The organism is Mycobacterium gastri (genome assembly GCF_002102175.1).
Taxonomy (GTDB): Bacteria; Actinomycetota; Actinomycetes; order Mycobacteriales; family Mycobacteriaceae; genus Mycobacterium; species Mycobacterium gastri.
In genome coordinates, this window is the sequence record NZ_LQOX01000121.1 from 61,594 (window position 1) to 83,846 (window position 22,253).

Below are 22,253 nucleotides of genomic sequence, written 5' to 3' on the forward strand. Positions count from 1 at the left end.
GATATGACGAAAATCACATCAGCATCCGACGGGCCGATCCCAGCAACGTCATCACGCCAGCTGGCGCTAGCCGGCCCGCAAGATCAACGCGTCGCCCTGGCCGCCCGCGCCGCACAGGGCCGCAACCCCGTAACCCGAGCCGCGGCGGGCCAACTCGAGCGCCGCATGCAAAGTGATGCGCGCTCCCGACATCCCGATGGGATGGCCGACGGCGATCGCTCCACCGTTGACATTGACCTTCTCGGGATCCACCCCCAGTTCCCTCGTCGAGGCCAGCCCGACCGCGGCGAATGCCTCGTTGATCTCGATGACATCGAGCTGGTCCACCGAGATGCCCTCACGCTTGAGCGCCTTCTTGATCGCGTTGGCCGGCTGCGACTGCAGTGTCGAATCCGGGCCGGCCACGACTCCATGCGCACCGATCTCGACCAACCACGAAAGTCCCAGCTCCCGGGCTTTTTCTTGGCTCATCACCACGACCGCGCAGGCGCCGTCGGAGATCTGCGACGCCGAGCCGGCGGTAATGGTGCCGTCCTTGCGAAACGCCGGCTTGAGGCCGGCCAATGAATCGGCGGTCGTGTTGGCCCGGATGCCTTCGTCTTCGCTGAACTGCAGCGGATCACCTTTACGCTGCGGAATACTCACCGGCACCACTTCGTCGGCGAACACGCCGTCCTTCCATGCGGCAGCCGCTTTCTGGTGCGACTGAGCCGCGTACTCGTCCTGCTCCTGCCGCGTGAACTGGTCGACGTCGTTGCGTTGCTCGGTGAGTGCGCCCATCGGCTGGTCGGTGAACACGTCGTACAGCCCGTCGTAAGCCATGTGGTCCAGAACCGTGACGTCGCCATACTTGTAGCCGGCCCGGCTGTCCATCAGCAGATGCGGAGCCTTCGTCATGGACTCCTGGCCCCCGGCGACCACCACGTCGAATTCTCCGGCCCGAATCAGCTGGTCAGCCAGCGCAATGGCGTCGATACCCGACAAACACATCTTGTTGATGGTCAGCGAGGGCACATCCCAGCCGATACCGGCCGCGACCGCCGCCTGCCGTGCGGGCATCTGTCCCGCGCCAGCTGTGAGCACCTGGCCCATGATCACGTACCCGACCAGAGATGCCGGGTTTTCTACGTTCGGAAAGGCCTTTTCCAGGGCGCCTCTGATGGCGATGCCGCCCAGGTCACTGGCACTGAAGTCTTTCAGAGAACCCATCAGCTTGCCGATGGGTGTCCGGGCTCCAGCAACGATCACCGACGTCGTCATGGCTACCTCCTAAGAGCACGGGAACGGCCGATCCAGCCAACCCGGAGAAGCAGGTTCTTCTCCACAGAGGTTACCGTTGTGTTATGACCACCGATCAAGTGGACGCCCGTCAGGTTGTAGCCACCTCGTTGGTGACCGGGCTCGATCACGTCGGCATCGCCGTCGCCGACTTGGACGCGGCGATCGAGTGGTACCACGACCACCTCGGCATGATCCTCGTTCACGAGGAGGTCAACGACGACCAGGGGATCCGCGAGGCGATGCTCGCGGCCCCGGGTGCCCCACAGGCGGCCCAGATCCAATTGATGGCCCCGATCGACGGCTCATCGGTGATCGCAAAGTTTCTGGAAAAGCGCGGGCCGGGCATCCAGCAGTTCGCCTGTCGGGTAGCTGATCTCGACGCCCTGAGCCGACGGCTGCGCTCGCAGGGTGTCCGTCTCGTCTACGAGGCTCCCCGGCGTGGCACGGCGAATTCCCGAATCAACTTCATCCACCCCAAGGATGCCGGCGGCGTTCTGATCGAGTTGGTCGAGCCGGCTCGCTAAGCTAAGAGCCGCAGCTACGACCACTTTCGCGTCGGGCCACGAGTCCCCCGGCTGGCCCAACACGGAGTATGCCAGTGGCGCCGGTCCTCGACAGCTTCCGGTCGATCAGCGGGCCACACCACCACATGTGAAGTCCCGGTACGGATTTCGTGATCACACCCTGGACATCGATAGTTCTTGACGGCTCGTGCCGCGGCAATCGCCCGGACTTCGTACTCGTAGCCATCCGGCCCGGCCTCGACCCGGCGCGGCGTCGGCGATGGCGCAACCGGCCGCTGCCGGCTTGGCGGTTTACGACGCCGAGCCACCTGACAAGTTTAGCCGCGACCTTCAGAACAGCCGGTACTCGTCGCTGTCCATGCCGCGCATCCTGTCGTAATCCAGTGTGAGGCAACGGATGCCGCGGTCGGTGGCCAAGGTGCGGGCCTGCGGCTTGATCTGTTGAGCGGCGAACACGCCCTTGACCGGCGCGAGAACGCTGTCGCGATTGAGCAACTCGAGATAGCGGGTGAGCTGCTCGACCCCGTCGATCTCGCCGCGCCGCTTGATCTCCACTGCGACACAGCCACCGTGTTCGTCGCGGCACAGCAGGTCGACCGGCCCGATCGCGGTCATGTACTCCCGACGGATCAGCGTGTACCCCTCACCCAAGACTTGAACGTGTTCGGCGAGCAACGCCTGCAAGTGGGCCTCGACGCCGTCCTTCACCAGTCCGGGGTCAACGCCCAGCTCGTGGCTCGAGTCATGCTCGATCTCTTCGACGGTGATGCGCAATTGTTCGCCGGATTTGTTGGTGACCACCCACACCGGCGATTCGGTGCCGGTCTCCTCGGTCAGCCAGCACGGCGGACTCATCCAGTTCAACGGTTTGTAGGCGCGGTCGTCGGCGTGCACGCTGACCGACCCGTCGGCCTTGAACAACAGCAACCGGCGCGCGGACGGCAGATGCGCGGTAAGCCGGCCGACATAGTCGACCGTGCATTGGGCAATGACGAGACGCACCCGACTCACCTTAGAAAAGACTTAGCCTCGGCCTTGCATCGGGTCACGGATTGACCTGTGTGGATGCTGTTTTCGAAGATGCGACTTGTCTGGTCGGCGTCGGAGGGTTAGACGGGGCCGTCCTGGATGGCGATGGTCCAGCGCAACGTCGCGATCTCGCAGCGGGCGTTTTCGGGGTTGCTCTGCCGGCAAAATGCCGATCCTGCAGGTGCGCAGCGAACCTTAGACAATTCGATCCTGCACCGCGGGACAGGATCTTTCGCCTATCGACAGCCGTTACCAACACACTTCCGCGAAAAAAATTCAGTTAGCGCCGGTCCGACAACTTAGGCTGTTACCCCAATGTCGTCCCAGAAGGCCGTGGCGCAGCGCTTGGATCGGGTGCTTGATAAAGTGACCCGCCGATACCGCTGGCCGTCGGAAACCCCTGCCGCATGGGGATTCGGGATGGCGTTGTGGACCACCCTCTACGGCATTGTCAACCCATTATTTATCCCACGGTTCCTGTTTTCGATGAGCGTGGTCGGCCATCTGGTGGCCACCAGCTGTACGCGGGGCGCCTCAAGCGCGTCGAGCAGGGCGACTTGGCTGGCGATCTGGTGGTGTTCGACGGCACCGAACTCGGTGAGCTGCAGCGTGGATTCAACTCGATGGTCCACGGCCGGCACGTCGGCCGCGACGTCGCCCTTGCCGCCGAACGCCAGCCGCCGAACCCGGGCGGTGAACAGCGTCACGTCGCCGTGGTGTTCATCGATACCGTCGGCTCAACCAGGGCGCCCTTTGGTCCCCAGGCGAGGTCGTGACACTTCGCGGACACGACCAGCACACCCGGCTCGCATCGCCGGTGCAAGCCGGGTAGCAAAGCCCAGTCCACAACCACCGCCCGGAGCGACCACAGTTGCCAACCAACACCGCTAGCGGGCAATTGCCGGATTCGGAGCTTCGAGATCGCCGCCGCGCCCGATCACCACATGCATTGCCGGGAACCGGAACGCCAACGGCTGCACCTGTTTTCGACCCACACCATGAGGCCCTGACCAGGGTCGACACCTCGCCCGTATCCGGGCCGACCCGAACCCAGTCGGGGCAGCACCTCAGCCACGCGAAAGGTGCGAGATTAGACTGACGCCACAATGGTGGCCGAGGAAAGTATGGCGCAACGTTTGGGCCGGGTACTTGAGGCGGTGACCCGTCAGAGCGGCCGGCTATCAGAGACCCCCGCATACGGCTCCTGGCTGCTCGGGCGAGTATCGGAAGACCAACGGCGCCGGCGGATACGCATCCAGGTCATCTTGACGGTGATGGTGGTGGCGGCAAACCTGATCGGGATAGCGGTCTCCATCCTGTTGGTAACAGTCGCGATTCCCGAACCGCGTGTCTTTTCCGATGCGCCGTTGTGGGTGTCGTTCGCCGTCGTACCGGCCTACATCGTGGTCGCCTTGGCGCTCGGAACGTATTGGATCACCCGACGAACGGTGATCGCACTGCGCTGGGCAATCGAGGAGCACCCACCCACCCACAACGACGAGCGCAACACCTTCCTGACTCCCTGGCGGGTCGCCATTGTCGACCTGATTCTCTGGGGAGGCGGCGCGGCGCTGCTGACGACGCTCTACGGCATGGCCAACACCATGTTCATCCCCCGCTTCCTCTTCGCTGTGACCTTTTGCGGACTCCTGGTCGCCACCGGCAGCTACCTGCTCACCGAGTTCGCATTGCGTCCGGTCGCAGCCCAGGCGCTCGAGGCGGGACCGCCGCCCCGGCGACTGGCATCGGGGATCATGGGGCGAACCATGATGGTGTGGCTGCTGGGGTCGGGTGTTCCGATTGTCGGCATTGCCCTGATCGCGATCTTCCAGATCGCGATGCGGAACCTCACGGCGACCCAGTTCGCGGTCGGTGTGCTCATCGTGTCGATGGCGACACTGGTCTTCGGATTTCTCCTGATGTGGATCTTGGCCTGGCTCACGGCGACACCGGTACGCGTTGTCCGAGCGGCACTCCAGCGCGTGGAACGTGGGGATCTCCGCGGCGACCTGGTGGTGTTCGACGGGACCGAGCTCGGTGAGCTGCAGCGTGGTTTCAACGCGATGGTCGACGGCCTGCGGGAGCGCGAGCGGGTGCGCGACCTGTTCGGCCGCCATGTCGGACGTGAGGTCGCCCTTGCCGCCGAGCGGGAGCGGCCGAAACTGGGCGGGGAGGAACGCCACGTCGCCGTGGTGTTCCTTGACATCATCGGCTCGACCAAGTTGGTGACCAGCCAACCCCCGGCCGAGGTCGTGCAGTTGCTCAACCGCTTCTTCGCGATCGTGGTCGAAGAGGTCGATCGCCATTGCGGACTGGTCAACAAGTTCGAGGGCGACGCCTCGCTGGCCATCTTCGGTGCCCCCAACCATCTCGACCGACCCGAAGACCAGGCGTTGGCCTGTGCGCGGATCCTGGCTGAGCGGCTGGCCGAGGAAATGCGGGAGTGCCAGGCAGGCATCGGGGTGGCGTCCGGACAGGTGGTAGCCGGCAATGTGGGCTCCAAGGAGCGGTTCGAATACACCGTGATCGGCGAGCCGGTGAACGAAGCGGCCCGACTGTGCGAACGCGCGAAATCACGCCCGGGCAAGTTACTGGCTTCGGCGCAGACCGTCGAGGCAGCGAGCGAAAGTGAGCATGCCCATTGGACTTTGGGAAGACACGTGAAGCTTCGTGGGCACAAGCAGCCGACTCGATTGGCATTGCCCGTGGAACCGGCCAAGCCGGGGAAGTGAGCTCCGGCCACTCGCCCGGCGACTACGATGTCGCTTTCCCGCCAGCCATGTCGGTGATCAGGTGTAATTGTCGAACTGTGCACGACGATTTCGAACGCTGCTACCGAGCGGTCCAGGCCAAAGACGCCCGGTTCGACGGCTGGTTCGTGATCGCGGTCTTGACGACCCGGATCTACTGTCGGCCCAGTTGCCCGGTACGGCCGCCGTTCACGCGCAACGTGCGGTTCCTGCCGACGGCGGCGGCGGCCCAACAGGAGGGCTTCCGGGCTTGCAAACGGTGCCGTCCTGACGCGTCTCCCGGTTCTCCGGAATGGAACGTCCGCGGTGATGTGGTGGCCCGAGCCATGCGGCTGATCGCCGACGGCACGGTGGACCGCGAAGGCGTCACCGGGCTGTCCGCACGTCTCGGTTACACCACTCGTCAGCTGCAGCGGCTGCTGCGGGCGGAGGTGGGCGCCGGCCCGCTGGCGCTGGCCCGCGCACAACGAATGCAGACGGCCCGGGTGCTGATCGAGACCACCGATCTGCCGTTCAGTGAGGTGGCTTTTGCGGCCGGGTTTTCCAGCATCCGGCAATTCAACGACACCGTGCGCCTGGTCTGCGACAGCACGCCGACAGCGTTGCGCAAGCGCGCGGCCAGCCGGTCGGGATTCGCCGAACCCGGGGCCACCGCGCACCACGGTGGCCCCGGAGCGATATCCCTGCGGCTGCCCGCCCGTACGCCATTCGCCTATGAGGGCGTCTTCGGCCATCTGGCCGCCGGCGCGGTCAACGGTTGCGAGGAGGTGCGCAATGGCGCGTACCGACGCACACTGCGGCTTTCCTCGGGCACCGGACTGGCCACCCTGACACCGGCGCTCGATCATGTTCGCTGTCTGCTGGTGCTCGACGACTTGGGCGATCTCGCGGCCGCCACCGCCCGGTGCCGTCGATTGCTGGACCTTGATGCTGATCCCGAGGCGGTGGTCGAGGCACTCAGCGGGGATCCGGCGTTGGCCGCACTGGTCGCCAAGGCACCCGGACAGCGGATTCCGCGTACCGTCGATGAGACTGAACTCGCCGTGCGGGCGGTGCTGGCTCAACAAGTTTCGACCAAAGCCGCGCGGACCCACGCGGGCCGACTTGTGGCCGCCTACGGGCAACCGGTGCACGATGCCGCGGGCGGCCTGACCCACACCTTCCCGTCGGTGGAGCAGCTGTCGCAGATCGACCCCGTCCATCTGGCCGTCCCCAGGGCGCGTCGGCGAACGCTCAGCGCGCTCGTCAGCGGCCTTGCTGACGGCAGGATCAACCTGGATGCCGGTTGCGACTGGACGGAGGCGCGCAGCCAGTTGCTGGCCTTGCCGGGAGTGGGCCCTTGGACGGCCGAGGTCGTCGCGATGCGCGGCCTGGGTGACCCGGACGCATTTCCTGCCGGTGATCTCGGTGTCCGGTTGGCCGCCAGACAACTGGGCCTGCCCGAACAACGACGCGCACTTTCCGAGCGAAGTGCCCGGTGGCGGCCCTGGCGGTCATATGCCACACAGCATTTGTGGACCACGCTCGAGCACCCGGTAAACCATTGGCCACTAAAGCCGCCCAAGGAAGTCGCATGATTCATTACCGCACCATCGATAGCCCGATCGGACCGTTGACTCTAGCCGGGCGCGGCGCCGTATTAACCAGCCTGCGGATGGTCGATCAAACCCATGAACCGAATCGATCCGGTTGGTCCCCGAATCACTGTGCCTTTCCAGCCGCGGTCGAACAGCTTGACGCCTATTTCGCCGACGGCCTCCGCGATTTCGATGTCGAGCTGGACCTGCACGGCACAGAATTCCAGCAGCGGGTATGGAAGGCTCTGCTGACGATTCCCTACGGGGAAACTCGATCCTATGGAGAAATCGCGGAACAGATCGGTGCCCCGGGCGCGGCGCGTGCCGTCGGCTTGGCCAACGGGCGGAATCCCATCGCCATCATCGTCCCCTGCCATCGGGTCATTGGGGCCAGCGGAAAGCTTACCGGGTACGGCGGCGGGCTTGACCGCAAGCAAACATTGCTCGAATTGGAGAAAGAGCGTGTGCCGGTCAATTTGAGTTTGTTCGACTGACACGGATCCTGTAAATGCAAAAACACCCCCGATGCCGGGGGTGTTTTTGTATGTTCGGCGGTGTCCTACTTTTCCACCCGAGAAGGGCAGTATCATCGGCGCTGACAGGCTTAGCTTCCGGGTTCGGGATGGGACCGGGCGTTTCCCTGTCGCTGTGGCCGCCGTAACTCTATGTAAATTTGTATTGGTGGGGGGTGTGGACCCACGGCTGCCGCCGTGAGAGTGGAAAGTGGTTGCGATTTTTGTGTGTTGGTAAGTTTTCGGCCGGTTAGTGCCAGTTCCCTTCACTCATTACTGAGCTTCCAGGTCTGACCTATCGAACCCGTGTTCTGCGGGGGGCCTTATCCCACCAAGTGGGTGAGAAGCCTGATCTTGGAGAAGGTTTCCCGCTTAGATGCTTTCAGCGGTTATCCTGTCCGAACGTAGCTATCCAGCGGTGCCCCTGGTGGGACAACTGGTGCACTAGAGGTTCGTCCGTCCCGGTCCTCTCGTACTAGGGACAGGTTTCCTCAAGCTTCTGACGCGCGCGGCGGATAGAGACCGAACTGTCTCACGACGTTCTAAACCCAGCTCGCGTGCCGCTTTAATGGGCGAACAGCCCAACCCTTGGGACCTGCTCCAGCCCCAGGATGCGACGAGCCGACATCGAGGTGCCAAACCATCCCGTCGATATGGACTCTTGGGGAAGATCAGCCTGTTATCCCCGGGGTACCTTTTATCCGTTGAGCGACACCCCTTCCACTCAGAGGTGCCGGATCACTAGTCCCGACTTTCGTCCCTGCTTGACTTGTAGGTCTCGCAGTCAAGCTCCCTTGTGCACTTACACTCGCCACCTGATTGCCGTCCAGGTTGAGGGAACCTTTGGGCGCCTCCGTTACATTTTAGGAGGCAACCGCCCCAGTTAAACTACCCGCCAGGCACTGTCCGTGAACCCGATTCAGGGTTCGACGTTAGGTGTCCAATACGATCAGAGTGGTATTTCAACAACGACTCCGCCCCAACTGGCGTTGAGGTTTCACAGTCTCCCACCTATCCTACACAAACCGTACCGAACACCAATACCAAGTTGTAGTGAAGGTCCCGGGGTCTTTTCGTCCTGCCGCGCGTAACGAGCATCTTTACTCGTAGTGCAATTTCGCCGAGTCTATGGTTGAGACAGTTGAGAAGTCGTTACGCCATTCGTGCAGGTCGGAACTTACCCGACAAGGAATTTCGCTACCTTAGGATGGTTATAGTTACCACCGCCGTTTACTGGGGCTTAAATTCTCCGCTTCACCTTACGGTTAACGGGTCCTCTTAACCTTCCAGCACCGGGCAGGCGTCAGTCCGTATACATCGTCTTGCGACTTCGCACGGACCTGTGTTTTTAGTAAACAGTCGCTTCTCACTGGTTTCTGCGACCGAATCCCGCTCCCACCGCAAGGGTGTTCACGGTATTTCGGTCCCCCTTCTCCCGAAGTTACGGGGGCATTTTGCCGAGTTCCTTAACCATAGTTATCTCGTACGCCTTGGTATTCTCTACCTGACCACCTGTGTCGGTTTGGGGTACGGGCCGTGTGTGTGCTCGCTAGAGGCTTTTCTTGGCAGCAGAGGATCACCGAATTCGCCTCAATCGGCTATGCGTCACCTCTCAGGATTTGTGAGCGACGGATTTGCCTATCGCTCTCCCTACTGGCTTGCCCCAGTATTACCACTGACTGGTACGGCTGCCTTCCTGCGTCACCCCATCGCTTGACTACTACCAGCGAAGGCTCCACGCAGCCCCAGACCTCCACTCCCCCGAAGGGGAGTGATCGATCCGGTTTTGGGTGGTTAGTACCGCTGATTCATCACGGGCGCCCACACACGGGTACGGGAATATCAACCCGTTGTCCATCGACTACGCCTGTCGGCCTCGCCTTAGGTCCCGACTCACCCTGGGCGGACTGGCCTGGCCCAGGAACCCTTGGTCTTTCGGCGGGCAAGGTTCTCACTTGCCTTATCGCTACTCATGCCTGCATTCTCACTCCCCCATCCTCCACCACCGGTCACCCGGCGGCTTCGCTGAATGAGGGACGCTCCCCTACCCAACCTTGCGGTTGTCGCGGCTTCGGCGGTGTGCTTGAGCCCCGCTACATTATCGGCGCACAATCACTTGACCAGTGAGCTATTACGCACTCTTTCAAGGGTGGCTGCTTCTAAGCCAACCTCCTGGTTGTCTCTGCGACTGCACATCCTTTCCCACTTAGCACACGCTTTGGGGCCTTAGCCGGCGATCTGGGCTGTTTCCCTTTCGACGTACGGAGCTTATCCCCCGCCGTCTCACTGCCACGCTATACACCACGGCATTCGGAGTTTGGCTGACGTCAGTAACCTAGTGGGGCCCATCGGCCATCCAGTAGCTCTACCTCCGTGGTGAAACACGCAACGCTGCACCTAAATGCATTTCGGGGAGAACCAGCTATCACGGAGTTTGATTGGCCTTTCACCCCTACCCACAGCTCATCCCCTCAGTCTTCAACCTAAGTGGGTTCGGGCCTCCACGCGGTCTTACCCGCGCTTCACCCTGGCCATGGGTAGATCACTCCGCTTCGGGTCCAGAACACGCCACTACACACGCTTACGCGTGATACGCCCTATTCAGACTCGCTTTCGCTGCGGCTACCCCGCTCGGGTTAACCTCGCGACATGTCCCTGACTCGCAGGCTCATTCTTCAAAAGGCACGCCATCACCCCACAAAGGGGCTCTGACGGATTGTAGGCACACGGTTTCAGGTACTCTTTCACTCCCCTCCCGGGGTACTTTTCACCATTCCCTCACGGTACTAATCCGCTATCGGTCATCGAGGAGTATTTAGGCTTACCGGGTGGTCCCGGCAGATTCACAGCAGATTCCACGGGCCCGCTGCTACTCGGGAATTGATACAAGGCAGGTGCCGGGTTTTCACGTACCGGGCTCTCACCGTCTACGGCAGACCATCCCAGGCCACTTCCGTTAACCACGACACTTTCTGACTGCCCCTCAGCCGGGTAGAGCTGAGACGTATCGATCCCACAACCCCGCACACACAACCCCTACCCGGTCACCCATGCGTGCGGTTTAGCCATGTTCCGCGTTCGCTCGCCACTACTGACGGAATCACTTTTGTTTTCTTCTCCTACGGGTACTGAGATGTTTCACTTCCCCGCGTTCCCTCCCGCACCCTATATATTCAGATACGGGTAACACGACATTACTCGTGCTGGGTTTCCCCATTCGGAAATCCTCGGATCCACGCTCGGTTGACAGCTCCCCGAGGCTTATCGCAGCCTCCCACGTCCTTCATCGGCTCTCGATGCCAAGGCATCCACCATGCGCCCTTAGACACTTACAAACACAAAAACCAAAGAATAAAATTGCACAAAAGAACACGCTACCCTGCGGGCAACGCATCCATTTGATGCTCGCAACCACTATCCAATTCTCAAACACCACACCCCACCACCAAGATGGTGGGACAACACTCTTGGACGAGTCCAAGACAAGCCCGAGTGTTGCCTCAGGACCCAATAGTGTGTCTGGCTTGCTTGCTGTTGCGCACCCGGCCCCCGCCCACTACAGACGGGAGCCCCTCACGGCTTACACCCCACCAGTTGGGGTGTTTTTCGTGGTGCTCCTTAGAAAGGAGGTGATCCAGCCGCACCTTCCGGTACGGCTACCTTGTTACGACTTCGTCCCAATCGCCGATCCCACCTTCGACAGCTCCCTCCCGAGGGTTAGGCCACTGGCTTCGGGTGTTACCGACTTTCATGACGTGACGGGCGGTGTGTACAAGGCCCGGGAACGTATTCACCGCAGCGTTGCTGATCTGCGATTACTAGCGACTCCGACTTCACGGGGTCGAGTTGCAGACCCCGATCCGAACTGAGACCGGCTTTAAAAGGATTCGCTTAACCTCGCGGCATCGCAGCCCTTTGTACCGGCCATTGTAGCATGTGTGAAGCCCTGGACATAAGGGGCATGATGACTTGACGTCATCCCCACCTTCCTCCGAGTTGACCCCGGCAGTCTCTCACGAGTCCCCGGCATTACCCGCTGGCAACATGAGACAAGGGTTGCGCTCGTTGCGGGACTTAACCCAACATCTCACGACACGAGCTGACGACAGCCATGCACCACCTGCACACAGGCCACAAGGGAACGCCTATCTCTAGACGCGTCCTGTGCATGTCAAACCCAGGTAAGGTTCTTCGCGTTGCATCGAATTAATCCACATGCTCCGCCGCTTGTGCGGGCCCCCGTCAATTCCTTTGAGTTTTAGCCTTGCGGCCGTACTCCCCAGGCGGGGTACTTAATGCGTTAGCTACGGCACGGATCCCAAGGAAGGAAACCCACACCTAGTACCCACCGTTTACGGCGTGGACTACCAGGGTATCTAATCCTGTTCGCTCCCCACGCTTTCGCTCCTCAGCGTCAGTTACTGCCCAGAGACCCGCCTTCGCCACCGGTGTTCCTCCTGATATCTGCGCATTCCACCGCTACACCAGGAATTCCAGTCTCCCCTGCAGTACTCTAGTCTGCCCGTATCGCCCGCACGCTCACAGTTAAGCCGTGAGATTTCACGAACAACGCGACAAACCACCTACGAGCTCTTTACGCCCAGTAATTCCGGACAACGCTCGCACCCTACGTATTACCGCGGCTGCTGGCACGTAGTTGGCCGGTGCTTCTTCTCCACCTACCGTCAATCCGAGAGAACCCGGACCTTCGTCGATGGTGAAAGAGGTTTACAACCCGAAGGCCGTCATCCCCCACGCGGCGTCGCTGCATCAGGCTTGCGCCCATTGTGCAATATTCCCCACTGCTGCCTCCCGTAGGAGTCTGGGCCGTATCTCAGTCCCAGTGTGGCCGGACACCCTCTCAGGCCGGCTACCCGTCGTCGCCTTGGTAGGCCGTCACCCCACCAACAAGCTGATAGGCCGCGGGCCCATCCCACACCGCAAAAGCTTTCCACCACAAGGCATGCGCCAAGTGGTCCTATCCGGTATTAGACCCAGTTTCCCAGGCTTATCCCGGTGTGCAGGGCAGATTGCCCACGTGTTACTCACCCGTTCGCCACTCGAGTGTCTCCGAAGAGACCTTTCCGTTCGACTTGCATGTGTTAAGCACGCCGCCAGCGTTCGTCCTGAGCCAGGATCAAACTCTCCAAACAAAAACCCCTCGATAACGAGGCGAATTTACAATCAGAGATACCTGACAAGACGCCAATAACTGGCATCTGAATATACGACTACGCCTCACACGGGGAGTGAACGGCGTAGTCAAAAAAACAACAACAAACAATTACACCAAACACACTATTGAGTTCTCAAACAACACGCTCACTTGTCTTCGCCCGCTTCGGGGCAACCCTGCCAGCTTAATACGATTCTGGCGGCCTGGTCAAGCCCCGTTTCCGACCAACTTCGAGAGGTGACCGGGGCTGCCGGGGCTGCCGGGGCGCATCTAGGAGCATACCCTCTCGACCTCAGCTCCCAGACTGACCAGGTTCTCGACGAACAGCGGATAGCCGCGGTCGATGTGGAACACGTCGTGGACCTCGGTATCACCATCTGCGACGAGACCGGCCAGGACCAAGCCGGCCCCCGCCCGGATGTCCGAGCACCAGACGGGTGCGCTGGATAGTTGTGGCAGGCCACGTACAACCGCGTGGTGGCCGTCGGTGCGAGCGTCAGCCCCCAACCGGATCATCTCTTCGACGAACCGGAACCTCGCCTCGAACACATTCTCGGTGATCATGGAGGTGCCGTCGGCGATCGATGCCAACGCGATCGCCATCGGCTGCAGGTCGGTCGGAAAACCGGGGAACGGCAAGGTCGCAACGTTGACGGCCTTAGGGCGCTCGTACTGCACGATGCGGAAGCTGTCATCGGTTTGGGTGACGGTAGCGCCCGCGTCGTGCAACTTGTGGAGTACCAGTTGCAGGTGCGACGGGTCGATGCCGGTCACGGTGATGTCGCCACGTGTCATGGCCGCGGCGATGCCCCAGGTGGCAGCGACGATGCGGTCCCCGATCACGCGATGCTCAGTGGGGTACAGCCGCGGGACGCCGGTGATGGTCATCGTCGGCGAACCGGCACCTTCCACCTGTGCGCCCATCTGATTCAGCATCGTGCACAGGTCGACAACATCGGGTTCACGCGCGGCGTTGTGAATGGTGGTCACACCCTCGGCCAATACGGCGGCCATCAAGATGTTCTCGGTAGCTCCCACCGAGGGAAACTCCAGCTGAATCTCCGCGCCGCGCAACGTTTCTGCCTGGGCCACCACACACCCGTGCTCGATATTGCACCGCGCACCCAGTTGCCGAAGGCCTGCCTGATGCATATCCAGCGGCCTCGAGCCGATCGCATCGCCACCGGGGAGCGCGACCCTGGCCCGTTTGCATCGCCCGACCAAGGGTCCCAGTACGCAGACCGAGGCCCGAAACTGGCGTACGGCAGCGAAGTCGGCGTCGTACTTGGGTTCGTCCGGTGAGGTGATCCGCGCAACGTCGCCGTCGAGCTCGACGGTGGCACCCAGTCCACGCAGTACTTCCGCCATCAGCGGCACATCGAGGATGTCCGGGCAGTTGGTGATTGTGCTGGTGCCCTCGGCCAGCAGTGTCGCGGCCATAAGCTTGAGAACGCTGTTTTTCGCGCCTCCGACGGCGACTTCGCCCGACAACCGGTTGCCACCAGTCACCATGAATCGCTCCGCCACCCGGGTCAGTCTAGTGAAGCGCTATCGGCTTGTCAGTCGGCCAACCAAGTCGGCCCGGTACCGTTTTTGCTATGGCTGTACACCTGACCCGCATCTATACCCGTACCGGCGACGACGGAACCACCGGGTTGAGCGATTTCTCACGGGTTGCGAAAACCGACGCTCGCCTAGTGGCGTACGCGGATTGCGACGAGGCCAACTCCGCGATCGGTGTCGCCGTGGCACTGGGAAACCCGGACCGCCAGCTGACCGACGTGCTGCGACAGATCCAAAACGATCTGTTCGACGTCGGCGCGGATCTGTCCACCCCCTTGAAAGAGCCGGTGGAAAACTCCGCCCACCGCCCGCTGCGGATCACCCAGACCTATATCGACCGGCTCGAAGGATGGTGCGACACATATAACGAGGCCCTGCCGGCACTGAATTCCTTTGTGCTTCCGGGCGGTTCACCGCTATCGGCCCTGCTGCACGTCGCCCGGACGGTAGTGCGCCGAGCCGAGCGGTCGGCATGGGCCGCTGTCAGCGCCCATCAGGAAGGGGTCAGCGTCTTGCCGGCGAAGTACCTGAACCGGCTTTCTGATCTGCTCTTCATTCTGTCCAGGGTGGCCAACCCGGGAGGTGATCTGATGTGGCGGCCGGGCGGTGCCTCCGGAGAAGACAAGCCCGAAAAGTAGGCAGCACAGCTATTCCAGCGCCCCCCAGGTCGCCATGACCACTGGCAGATAGCTTCGGGCGCTTGGATTTTCGAGGCCGACGAAGCTAGACACTGCGACGTCGTGCGCGCGGTGAAGGACGCGACTCCAGCCACGACAGGAACGCGGTCAACGCCCCCTTGTCCAACGCGATCTCGTACCCCGACCTACGATCCTGGGTCGTGTCACGCAGTTCCAGAACGACGATCTCGTCGGTCATGATGTCGAACTCGTCGCCGCGTGGCGCCCGCCGGGCCACGATCTCGACGCCTCGCCTACTGAGCCGGCGATCCGGCCACAAGCGCAGGCTGGACAGCCGGTAGAAAGCGGCTTCGGCACCACGGTAGCGGATGACGCCGTGATGCCAACCGTGACCTCCGACCGCGGGGATATCTCGCATGATTCCCGCCGTGCCGCCACGACGTAGCTTCCACAGCCGATAGCTTAGGGCGAGCACGGCAACACCCAACAGGACAACGAGCACGACCATGCCGACCATGGGCACGCTCATCGACGTATCAGTCGATCGCGCCGATAGCGCGCAATCTCGCACGTCCCTTGGCGGCGACCCGGGGATCCTCTGACTCGGCGTCCTGCTTGGCAGCGCTCTCGTCGATTTCCGACTCGAATGCCGCGGATTCGGCGAGAATGGTGACTCCGTCTTCGGTTACCGACAGGAACCCGCCGTCGACGGCGACGCGGAGATCCTTATCGTCCTCCCGCTCTAGACGAACCATTGCGTCGTCGACCAACTGGGCCACCAGCGGAATGTGGTGCGGCAGGATGCCGATCTCACCGACCGTGGTGCGGGTGAAAAGGAACGTTGCCTTGCCGGACCAGATCTTGCGGTCGACGGCAACAAATTCAACGTTCAATTCCGCCATGGCACACCACCTTTCGGCTCGGTCGGATGCTCGTTACAGCTTTGCACCGAGACTTTCCGCCTTCTTCGCCAGGTCGTCGAGGCCACCGATCAGGAAAAAGGCCTGTTCGGGAACGTGGTCGAATTCGCCCTTGGTCAACCGGTCGAACGCCTCGATAGTTTCCTTCACCGGCACCGTCGAACCCGGCTGACCGGTGAATTGCTCGGCCGCCATCATGTTCTGCGAGAGGAAGCGCTCGATCCGCCGCGCGCGTCCCACCAGCTGCTTGTCCTCTTCGGACAGCTCGTCGATACCCAGAATGGCGATGATGTCCTGAAGGTCCTTGTAGCGCTGCAGGATTCGAATGACCTCCTGAGCCACCCGGTAGTGCTCGTCACCGACGACGCCGGGGTCTAGGATGGTGGAGCTCGACGCCAGCGGGTCGACCGCCGGGAAGATGCCCTTGGAGAACACCGCACGCGACAGCTCGGTGGTGGCATCCAGATGGGCGAACGTCGTCGCCGGCGCCGGGTCGGTGTAGTCGTCGGCGGGCACGTAGACCGCCTGCATCGACGTAATGGATCGCCCCCGCGTGGAGGTGATGCGCTCCTGCAGCTCACCCATCTCGTCGGCCAGGGTCGGTTGGTATCCCACCGCAGACGGCATCCGGCCGAGCAGCGTGGAGACCTCCGAACCGGCCTGGGTGAACCGGAAGATGTTGTCGATGAACAACAGCACGTCCTGGCCGGCCTCGTCGCGGAACCACTCCGCCATTGTCAACGCGGACAGCGCGACCCGCATACGGGTGCCGGGCGGCTCATCCATCTGGCCGAAAACCAGTGCGGTGTCCTTCAGCACGTTGGCTTCCTGAAGCTCGACCCACAGGTCGTTGCCCTCGCGGGTGCGCTCCCCGACACCGGCGAACACCGACGTACCACCGAAGTTGCGGGCGATGCGGTTGATCATCTCCTGGATCAGCACCGTCTTGCCGACGCCGGCGCCACCGAACAGCGCGATCTTGCCGCCGCGCACGTACGGGGTCAGCAGGTCGACAACCTTCAGACCGGTCTCGAGCATTTCGGTCCGGGGCTCCAAATCCTCGAAAGCCGGCGGCTTGCGGTGAATCGACCAGTGTTCGAATTCTTCTCCGTAGCCGGGCTCGTCCAGACAGTTTCCCAGCGCGTTGAAGACGTGGCCCTTTACGGCCTCACCGACCGGCACCGAGATCGGCTTGCCGGTGTCGGTCACCTCGACACCGCGGACCAGTCCGTCGGTGGGCTGCAGCGAGATGGTACGCACCAGGTTGTCGCCGAGGTGCTGGGCCACCTCCAACGTCAGCGTCTTGGCGAGTGATTCGAAGTCGATCTCGGCATGGAGAGCGTTGAACAGCTCCGGGATGGAGCCGCGCGGAAACTCGACGTCGACGACGGGGCCGGTGACCCGCACCACGCGGCCGCTGGTCTCTGAGCGCTCCGGCTTGTCAGTCTTTTCGGCTGTAGCAGTCATATCTTTCTTCGCTTCCTCGTGGGGCTACCTAGCGGGCGTCTGCGAGCGCATTTGCGCCACCGACGATTTCGCTGATCTCCTGGGTGATTTGGGCCTGCCGCTCGCGGTTCGCCATCAGCGTCAGGGCCTTGATCAGGTCGTCGGCGTTGTCGGTGGCCGACTTCATCGCTCGTTGCCGCGATGCCAACTCCGATGCCGCGGATTCCAGCAGGGCGGCATACACCCGAGTGGTCAGGTATCGCGGCAGCAAGGATTCGAACAGCGTCGTCGCGTCCGGTTCGAAGGAGTACAGCGTGCGCGGGGTGGGCTCTTCCTCGACGTATTCGACCACCATCGGGGCCATCCGGCGGGCCTCGGTCGACTGCGACAACATTGACTTGAACTCGGTGAAGACGATGTGCAGTTCGTCCACACCTTGGTCGCTATCAGTTTGCTGGTCTTCGCCGTACCCGGTGCCCATCATGAACGCTTCGACTAGGGTCGAGGCGATCTCCGCGGCATTTTCGTACTTGGGTTGCTCGGAGAAGCCCGACCACGATTCGGTGATATTCCAGTGCCGAAAGGTGTAGTAGGCCAGCGCTTTACGGCCGACAACGTAGAGGACCGGCTGCTTGCCTTCCTCCCTCAGCAGGGAGAACAGCTCCTCCGCGCGGCGAAAGACGTTAGCGTTGTACGCGCCGCACAGCCCTCGGTCGGAGGACACCACCAAAACCCCGGCCCGTTTCGGCTCGGGATGCTCGACGAGCAGCGGATGGTCGAGGGCGGCGTCTGTGGCCAAGGTAGTGAGCATCTGGGTGATCTGCTCGGCGTAAGGCCGAGCTGACCCCAGCCGAGCCTGTGCCCTGGCGATACGCGACGTTGCGATCAGCTCCTGGGCCTTGGTGATCTTCTTGATCGAGCCGGCCGAGCGGATCCGTCCGCGCAGTTCGCGAAGTGTGGCAGCCATTGCGCGCTACTTCTTCTCTTTCTTTTCCCTCTTCTCGGCCTTGGGCTTCTTGACCTTCACCGATTCCTTTTCCAGCTCTTCCTCATCCATGGCCTCGACGTGCTCGTCAGGGACCACCGATTCACCGGTCGAGGCCGCGAAACCCTTCTTGAAGTGGTTGATGACGTCGGTCAGCGCCTTTTCGGTCTCCTCGGTCAGCTTCTGGGTGTCACGGATTGTGCTCAACAACTTCTCTTCGGACGCCCGAATGTGGTCCAGCAGTTCGGTTTCGAAGCGCCGGACGTCTTCGACCGGAACCGAGTCCAGATGACCTCCCGTGCCCAGGAAGATCGAGACGACCTGCTCCTCCACCGGCATCGGCTGGTACTGAGGCTGCTTGAGCAGCTCGACCAGCCGGGCGCCACGGTCCAGCTGCGCCTTCGAGGTGGCGTCCAGGTCCGAGGCAAAAGCAGCGAAGGCTTCCAACTCGCGGTACTGCGAAAGGTCCAGCCGCAACGAACCGGCCACTTCTTTCATCGCCTTGATCTGTGCGGCGCCGCCGACGCGGGACACCGACACACCGACGTTGATGGCCGGCCGGACACCCTGGTTGAACAGGTCGGTCTCCAGGAAGCACTGCCCGTCGGTGATCGAGATGACGTTCGTCGGGATGTAGGCCGAAATGTCGTTGGCCTTGGTCTCGATGATCGGCAGACCGGTCAGCGAGCCACCACCGAGGTCGTCGGACAGTTTCGCGCAGCGCTCCAGGAGCCGCGAGTGCAGGTAGAACACGTCACCCGGATAGGCTTCGCGGCCGGGCGGGCGCCGCAGCAGCAGCGAGATCGCCCGATATGCCTCGGCCTGCTTGGTCAGGTCGTCGAAGACGATCAGCACGTGCTTGCCGTCGTACATCCAGTGCTGGGCGATGGCCGAACCCGTATAGGGCGCAAGCCATTTGAAGCCTGCCGAATCCGACGCCGGCGCCGCGACAATGGTGGTGTAATCCATGGCCCCGCCCTCTTCCAATGCGCGCCGGACGGCGGCGATGGTGGTGCCTTTCTGCCCGATGGCCACGTAGACGCAGCGCACCTGCTTCTTCTCGTCGCCGGACTCCCAGTTCTGCCGCTGATTGAGGATGGTGTCGACGCACACCGCGGTCTTGCCCGTCTTGCGGTCGCCGATGATCAGCTGGCGCTGTCCACGGCCGATCGGGGTCATCGCGTCGATGGCCTTGATACCGGTCTGCAGCGGCTCCTTGACGCCTTGCCGCTGCACCACCGAGGGGGCCTGAAGCTCCAGCGCCCGCCGAGTCTCGGCATCGATGTCTCCGCGCCCGTCGATCGGCTGGCCGAGCGGGTTGACCACTCGACCCAAGAACGCGTCGCCGACGGGGACCGACAGGACTTCGCCGGTGCGCTTGACCTGTTGGCCTTCCTCGATGTTCTCGAAGTCACCGAGGATCACCGCGCCGACGTTGTGTTCGTCGAGGTTGAGGGCCACGCCGAGGACCCCGCCCGGGAACTCGAGTAGCTCCTGCGTCATGACCGAAGGCAAACCTTCGACGTGTGCGATACCGTCGCCGGCGTCTATGACGGTGCCGACCTCCTCACGGGCGGTATCCGAGGTGAAGGAGCCTACGTACTCTTCGATCGCGCTCTGAATGTCATCAGCGGAGATTGTCAACTCGGCCATGGCTTTTCGTCTTCCTGCTTCGGATTGTGCTGACTAGTTCGGGTTTTCAATCGGGCTTCGTCTTTAGGTCTTTAGTCGGGTAATTGAGCCTCGGCGGCGGCCAAACGAGACGAGAGCGTACCGTCGATCACCTCGTCACCGACCGCGATGGACAGACCTCCGAGCAGTTCGGGGTCGATCTGCAGCTGCACGGTGACGGGGTGACCGTAGATGCGGCTCAGCACGTCGGTCACCCGGGTGCGCTGCGCGTCGGTGAGATCGGCCGCCGCACTGACTTGCGCGACGACTTCACCGCGCCGGGCCACCGCAACTTCGGCGAGCAGCAGTACCGCGTCTTCGGCCGGCTGACCTCTCAAGAGTTCGACCGTCTGGGACAGCAACGAGAGCGCGATCGGATTCACACTGCTGCCTGCGCGGTCAAGCACGTTGCGCAACAACCGGATACGGCCTTCGGGCGCGACGGCGTAGTCGCCGAGCAGGATGGAAAGTCGCGGCTGCGCATCGAGGATGCGCGAGAATCGGAACAGCTGGTCTTCGACTTCGTCGACCTGACCCTCACGCTCGGCGATCTCCAACAGGGCTTGCCGCGACACGTGCTCGATGGCGTCGATCAAATCGGAGTTCGCCGACCACCGCTCCGAAACGGCTGCCCGCAAGACATCGAGAGCGGCATTACCGACCTTGCCGGAGACCAGCCGCTCCAGCAGCCGGACCCTGGGTGTCGCGTCTTCGGCCGGCACGGTGAGATAGCGCGTGACGACGATTTCCCGATCCAGCAACTTGGCAACCGACACCAGCTCGTCGGCGAGGGTTGACAACCCATCATTGTCGAGGCCCTTGGCGAGCGTGCCGAATTTGTCGACCAGGCTTTGCAGTGCCCGTCGGCTAGCCGATCGCATCTTCGCGGCGACCGGATATTCGACTTCGGCAGCCGCCGGCGCCATAGCGTCGAGCTCGTCGAGGAAGCGGTCGACCGTGGCGGACCGCTGGGCCGGCTCGGCAACGTAGTTGCGAACCAGCTCGCCTGCCTGGCGCACGGATTCGTGGCCGAGCTCCAGGCGCAGCTGACGGGTCAACTGGGTGCGGAGCAACTCGACCTGACGAGCGCCCTGGACCTTGATGCGTTCGGCCTCGACCTCGGCCTGGGCCTGCATTTGTTCGGTGATGCGCGTGGCGTCCGTCGTGGCCTCTTCGACCACCCGTTCGGCCTCCGCGGTAGCGGCTTTCACTGCTTTGCTGTGCGCCGTCGTCGATTCGGTCAGCCGGTCGGCCGCGGCGGCCGAATCAGCCAACTGCTGGCGCACGGTCTGCTGCCGGGCACTCATCAGACGCCGCACGGGCGGCACAACATAACGCCACACCAGAAACACGATGGCCGCGAACCCGACCAGCTGTCCGATGAATGTCGACATGATTGACTACCTCGTTGCGGCCGAGGCGGTGACGTCGACGCCCAGGATCCGACTGGCCAGCGTCGCCGACATCGTGCCCACATTGGCGCGTAGATCCAATTCCACGGCGTCCCTCTCGCGCTTCAATTGCTCGTTGGCCGTTTGCAACGTCGATGCCACTTCTTGTTCGGCACGGGCGCGCGCGTCTTCGACGGCCTTACGACCTTCGGCCCGCGCATTGTCGCGATAGGACGACGCCTGGACTCGGGCTTCCCTCATGGCCTCTTCGTAATCGGCCTGGGCCGCGGCGAACTGCTCGGCCGCCTTCTTGCTGTCGGCCAATGTCTTGGCCACCATGGCGTCACGTTCCCGCAAAACCTTGAGGATCGGCGGCACGACGAAAGTGCCGATGACGCCGAGCACCACCAGGAAGATGGCCAGCACGAAGAAAAAGGTGCCGTTGGGAACGAGGAAGTTTTGGTTCTTGCCGCCTTCTTCCGCCCCCGACGCTGCCTGGCCGGCGGCCAGAACAATCGAGTTCAGGTCACCCATCACAGCCGAATTACTTGACGGGCGTGGCGAAAACGAACAGCGCCATGAACGCCAGGTTGATGAAGTAGGCCGCCTCGACCAAACCGACGGTGATGAAGAACGGCGTGAACAGCCGTCCTTGCGCCTCGGGCTGACGGGCGACACCGGAGATCAGGGCGTTACCGGCGACGCCGTCACCGATACCGGCGCCGATCGCGCCACCGGCCATGATCAGTCCACCGCCGATGAGGGCGCCGGCAGCGATAGTGGGGTCCAT

17 protein-coding genes, 3 rRNA genes and 1 pseudogene are annotated in these 22,253 nt (G+C 62.4%); 6 read left to right on the forward strand and 15 right to left on the reverse strand.

Features of this window, described 5'->3' with window-relative positions; genetic code table 11:
• Window positions 1-66: 66 nt before the first annotated feature.
• The gene (locus AWC07_RS18110) at window positions 67-1,260 is read right to left on the reverse strand and encodes an acetyl-CoA C-acetyltransferase (protein WP_036415784.1); all 1,194 of its coding nucleotides are present in this window, start codon (window positions 1,258-1,260) and stop codon (window positions 67-69) included.
• A gap of 83 nt (window positions 1,261-1,343) precedes the next feature.
• Here AWC07_RS18110 and mce point away from each other — a divergent pair, with 83 nt between their 5' ends.
• A complete protein-coding gene (gene mce, locus AWC07_RS18115) occupies window positions 1,344-1,805 on the forward strand; it encodes a methylmalonyl-CoA epimerase (RefSeq protein ID WP_036415787.1) in 462 nt (153 codons plus the stop codon).
• A gap of 14 nt (window positions 1,806-1,819) precedes the next feature.
• Here the strand turns inward: mce and AWC07_RS18120 are convergent, their stop codons facing one another.
• Complete coding sequence (locus AWC07_RS18120) at window positions 1,820-2,113, reverse strand: hypothetical protein (protein WP_084293612.1); 294 nt, start codon at window positions 2,111-2,113, stop codon at window positions 1,820-1,822.
• 22 nt (window positions 2,114-2,135) lie between these two features.
• Window positions 2,136-2,807, reverse strand: coding sequence for an endonuclease NucS (gene nucS, locus AWC07_RS18125; RefSeq protein ID WP_036415790.1), 672 nt, complete (start codon window positions 2,805-2,807; stop codon window positions 2,136-2,138).
• Between the two features lie 560 nt (window positions 2,808-3,367).
• On the opposite strand from nucS, the pseudogene AWC07_RS18130 reads away from it, so the two are divergent.
• The 4 genes and pseudogenes from AWC07_RS18130 to AWC07_RS18145 all read left to right on the forward strand — a co-directional run.
• Window positions 3,368-3,580 (forward strand): annotated as a pseudogene (locus tag AWC07_RS18130) (HAMP domain-containing protein); the annotation flags it as partial.
• A 360-nt stretch (window positions 3,581-3,940) separates the two neighbouring features.
• Window positions 3,941-5,566: an adenylate/guanylate cyclase domain-containing protein gene (locus tag AWC07_RS18135; RefSeq protein ID WP_085105179.1), complete on the forward strand. Its 1,626-nt coding sequence runs from the start codon at window positions 3,941-3,943 to the stop codon at window positions 5,564-5,566.
• Between the two features lie 77 nt (window positions 5,567-5,643).
• Complete coding sequence (locus AWC07_RS18140; RefSeq protein WP_036410714.1) at window positions 5,644-7,161, forward strand: DNA-3-methyladenine glycosylase 2 family protein; 1,518 nt, start codon at window positions 5,644-5,646, stop codon at window positions 7,159-7,161.
• Window positions 7,158-7,655, forward strand: a complete 498-nt coding sequence (locus AWC07_RS18145) for a methylated-DNA--[protein]-cysteine S-methyltransferase (RefSeq protein ID WP_036410713.1) — start codon at window positions 7,158-7,160, stop codon at window positions 7,653-7,655. The genes AWC07_RS18140 and AWC07_RS18145 overlap by 4 nt, the downstream gene beginning before the upstream one ends.
• Window positions 7,656-7,707: 52 nt before the next feature.
• Here AWC07_RS18145 and rrf read toward each other — a convergent pair.
• From rrf to murA, 4 genes are all read right to left on the reverse strand, one after another.
• Window positions 7,708-7,821: ribosomal RNA gene (rrf, locus tag AWC07_RS18150) — 5S ribosomal RNA — on the reverse strand.
• 82 nt (window positions 7,822-7,903) lie between these two features.
• A 23S ribosomal RNA gene (locus AWC07_RS18155) occupies window positions 7,904-11,008 on the reverse strand.
• 287 nt (window positions 11,009-11,295) lie between these two features.
• Window positions 11,296-12,826, reverse strand: a 16S ribosomal RNA gene (locus AWC07_RS18160).
• The 16S, 23S and 5S rRNA genes sit together here, the layout of an rRNA operon.
• Before the next feature lie 293 nt (window positions 12,827-13,119).
• Complete coding sequence (murA, locus tag AWC07_RS18165) at window positions 13,120-14,376, reverse strand: UDP-N-acetylglucosamine 1-carboxyvinyltransferase (protein ID WP_036410712.1); 1,257 nt, start codon at window positions 14,374-14,376, stop codon at window positions 13,120-13,122.
• A 71-nt stretch (window positions 14,377-14,447) separates the two neighbouring features.
• On the opposite strand from murA, the gene AWC07_RS18170 reads away from it, so the two are divergent.
• Window positions 14,448-15,050, forward strand: a complete 603-nt coding sequence (locus AWC07_RS18170; RefSeq protein ID WP_036410711.1) for a cob(I)yrinic acid a,c-diamide adenosyltransferase — start codon at window positions 14,448-14,450, stop codon at window positions 15,048-15,050.
• A gap of 85 nt (window positions 15,051-15,135) precedes the next feature.
• On the opposite strand, the gene AWC07_RS18175 is transcribed toward AWC07_RS18170, so the two are convergent.
• From AWC07_RS18175 to AWC07_RS18210, 8 genes are all read right to left on the reverse strand, one after another.
• Window positions 15,136-15,579 carry a DUF2550 domain-containing protein gene (locus AWC07_RS18175; RefSeq protein ID WP_036410710.1) on the reverse strand — a complete coding sequence of 148 codons (444 nt, stop codon included), beginning with the start codon at window positions 15,577-15,579 and terminating at the stop codon, window positions 15,136-15,138.
• 7 nt (window positions 15,580-15,586) lie between these two features.
• Entirely contained in the window at window positions 15,587-15,952 is a 366-nt protein-coding gene (locus AWC07_RS18180; RefSeq protein WP_036410709.1) for a F0F1 ATP synthase subunit epsilon, read from the reverse strand.
• A 33-nt stretch (window positions 15,953-15,985) separates the two neighbouring features.
• Entirely contained in the window at window positions 15,986-17,437 is a 1,452-nt protein-coding gene (gene atpD / locus AWC07_RS18185) for a F0F1 ATP synthase subunit beta (protein ID WP_036410708.1), read from the reverse strand.
• Window positions 17,438-17,465: 28 nt separating this feature from the next.
• Window positions 17,466-18,383: a F0F1 ATP synthase subunit gamma gene (locus tag AWC07_RS18190; protein WP_036413682.1), complete on the reverse strand. Its 918-nt coding sequence runs from the start codon at window positions 18,381-18,383 to the stop codon at window positions 17,466-17,468.
• 6 nt (window positions 18,384-18,389) lie between these two features.
• Window positions 18,390-20,054, reverse strand: coding sequence for a F0F1 ATP synthase subunit alpha (gene atpA, locus AWC07_RS18195; protein ID WP_036413681.1), 1,665 nt, complete (start codon window positions 20,052-20,054; stop codon window positions 18,390-18,392).
• A gap of 71 nt (window positions 20,055-20,125) precedes the next feature.
• Window positions 20,126-21,466 (reverse strand): F0F1 ATP synthase subunit B/delta, encoded by a 1,341-nt coding sequence (locus AWC07_RS18200; protein ID WP_036413679.1) that lies wholly within the window; start codon window positions 21,464-21,466, stop codon window positions 20,126-20,128.
• 6 nt (window positions 21,467-21,472) lie between these two features.
• On the reverse strand, window positions 21,473-21,997 hold the full coding sequence (locus tag AWC07_RS18205) for a F0F1 ATP synthase subunit B (RefSeq protein ID WP_036413676.1): 525 nt from the start codon (window positions 21,995-21,997) through the stop codon (window positions 21,473-21,475).
• Between the two features lie 10 nt (window positions 21,998-22,007).
• Complete coding sequence (locus tag AWC07_RS18210) at window positions 22,008-22,253, reverse strand: F0F1 ATP synthase subunit C (protein ID WP_003406686.1); 246 nt, start codon at window positions 22,251-22,253, stop codon at window positions 22,008-22,010.

What these genes read in the sequence shown, in the direction of transcription:
- AWC07_RS18110 (WP_036415784.1), bottom strand. Translation starts at nt 1,260, where the DNA reads ATGACGACGTCGGTGATCGTTGCTGGAGCCCGGACACCCATCGGCAAG.
- mce (WP_036415787.1), top strand. Translation starts at nt 1,344, where the DNA reads ATGACCACCGATCAAGTGGACGCCCGTCAGGTTGTAGCCACCTCGTTG.
- AWC07_RS18135 (WP_085105179.1), top strand. Translation starts at nt 3,941, where the DNA reads ATGGTGGCCGAGGAAAGTATGGCGCAACGTTTGGGCCGGGTACTTGAG.
- AWC07_RS18145 (WP_036410713.1), top strand. Translation starts at nt 7,158, where the DNA reads ATGATTCATTACCGCACCATCGATAGCCCGATCGGACCGTTGACTCTA.
- AWC07_RS18170 (WP_036410711.1), top strand. Translation starts at nt 14,448, where the DNA reads ATGGCTGTACACCTGACCCGCATCTATACCCGTACCGGCGACGACGGA.
- AWC07_RS18175 (WP_036410710.1), bottom strand. Translation starts at nt 15,579, where the DNA reads ATGAGCGTGCCCATGGTCGGCATGGTCGTGCTCGTTGTCCTGTTGGGT.
- AWC07_RS18180 (WP_036410709.1), bottom strand. Translation starts at nt 15,952, where the DNA reads ATGGCGGAATTGAACGTTGAATTTGTTGCCGTCGACCGCAAGATCTGG.
- atpD (WP_036410708.1), bottom strand. Translation starts at nt 17,437, where the DNA reads ATGACTGCTACAGCCGAAAAGACTGACAAGCCGGAGCGCTCAGAGACC.
- AWC07_RS18190 (WP_036413682.1), bottom strand. Translation starts at nt 18,383, where the DNA reads ATGGCTGCCACACTTCGCGAACTGCGCGGACGGATCCGCTCGGCCGGC.
- atpA (WP_036413681.1), bottom strand. Translation starts at nt 20,054, where the DNA reads ATGGCCGAGTTGACAATCTCCGCTGATGACATTCAGAGCGCGATCGAA.
- AWC07_RS18200 (WP_036413679.1), bottom strand. Translation starts at nt 21,466, where the DNA reads ATGTCGACATTCATCGGACAGCTGGTCGGGTTCGCGGCCATCGTGTTT.
- AWC07_RS18205 (WP_036413676.1), bottom strand. Translation starts at nt 21,997, where the DNA reads ATGGGTGACCTGAACTCGATTGTTCTGGCCGCCGGCCAGGCAGCGTCG.
- AWC07_RS18210 (WP_003406686.1), bottom strand. Translation starts at nt 22,253, where the DNA reads ATGGACCCCACTATCGCTGCCGGCGCCCTCATCGGCGGTGGACTGATC.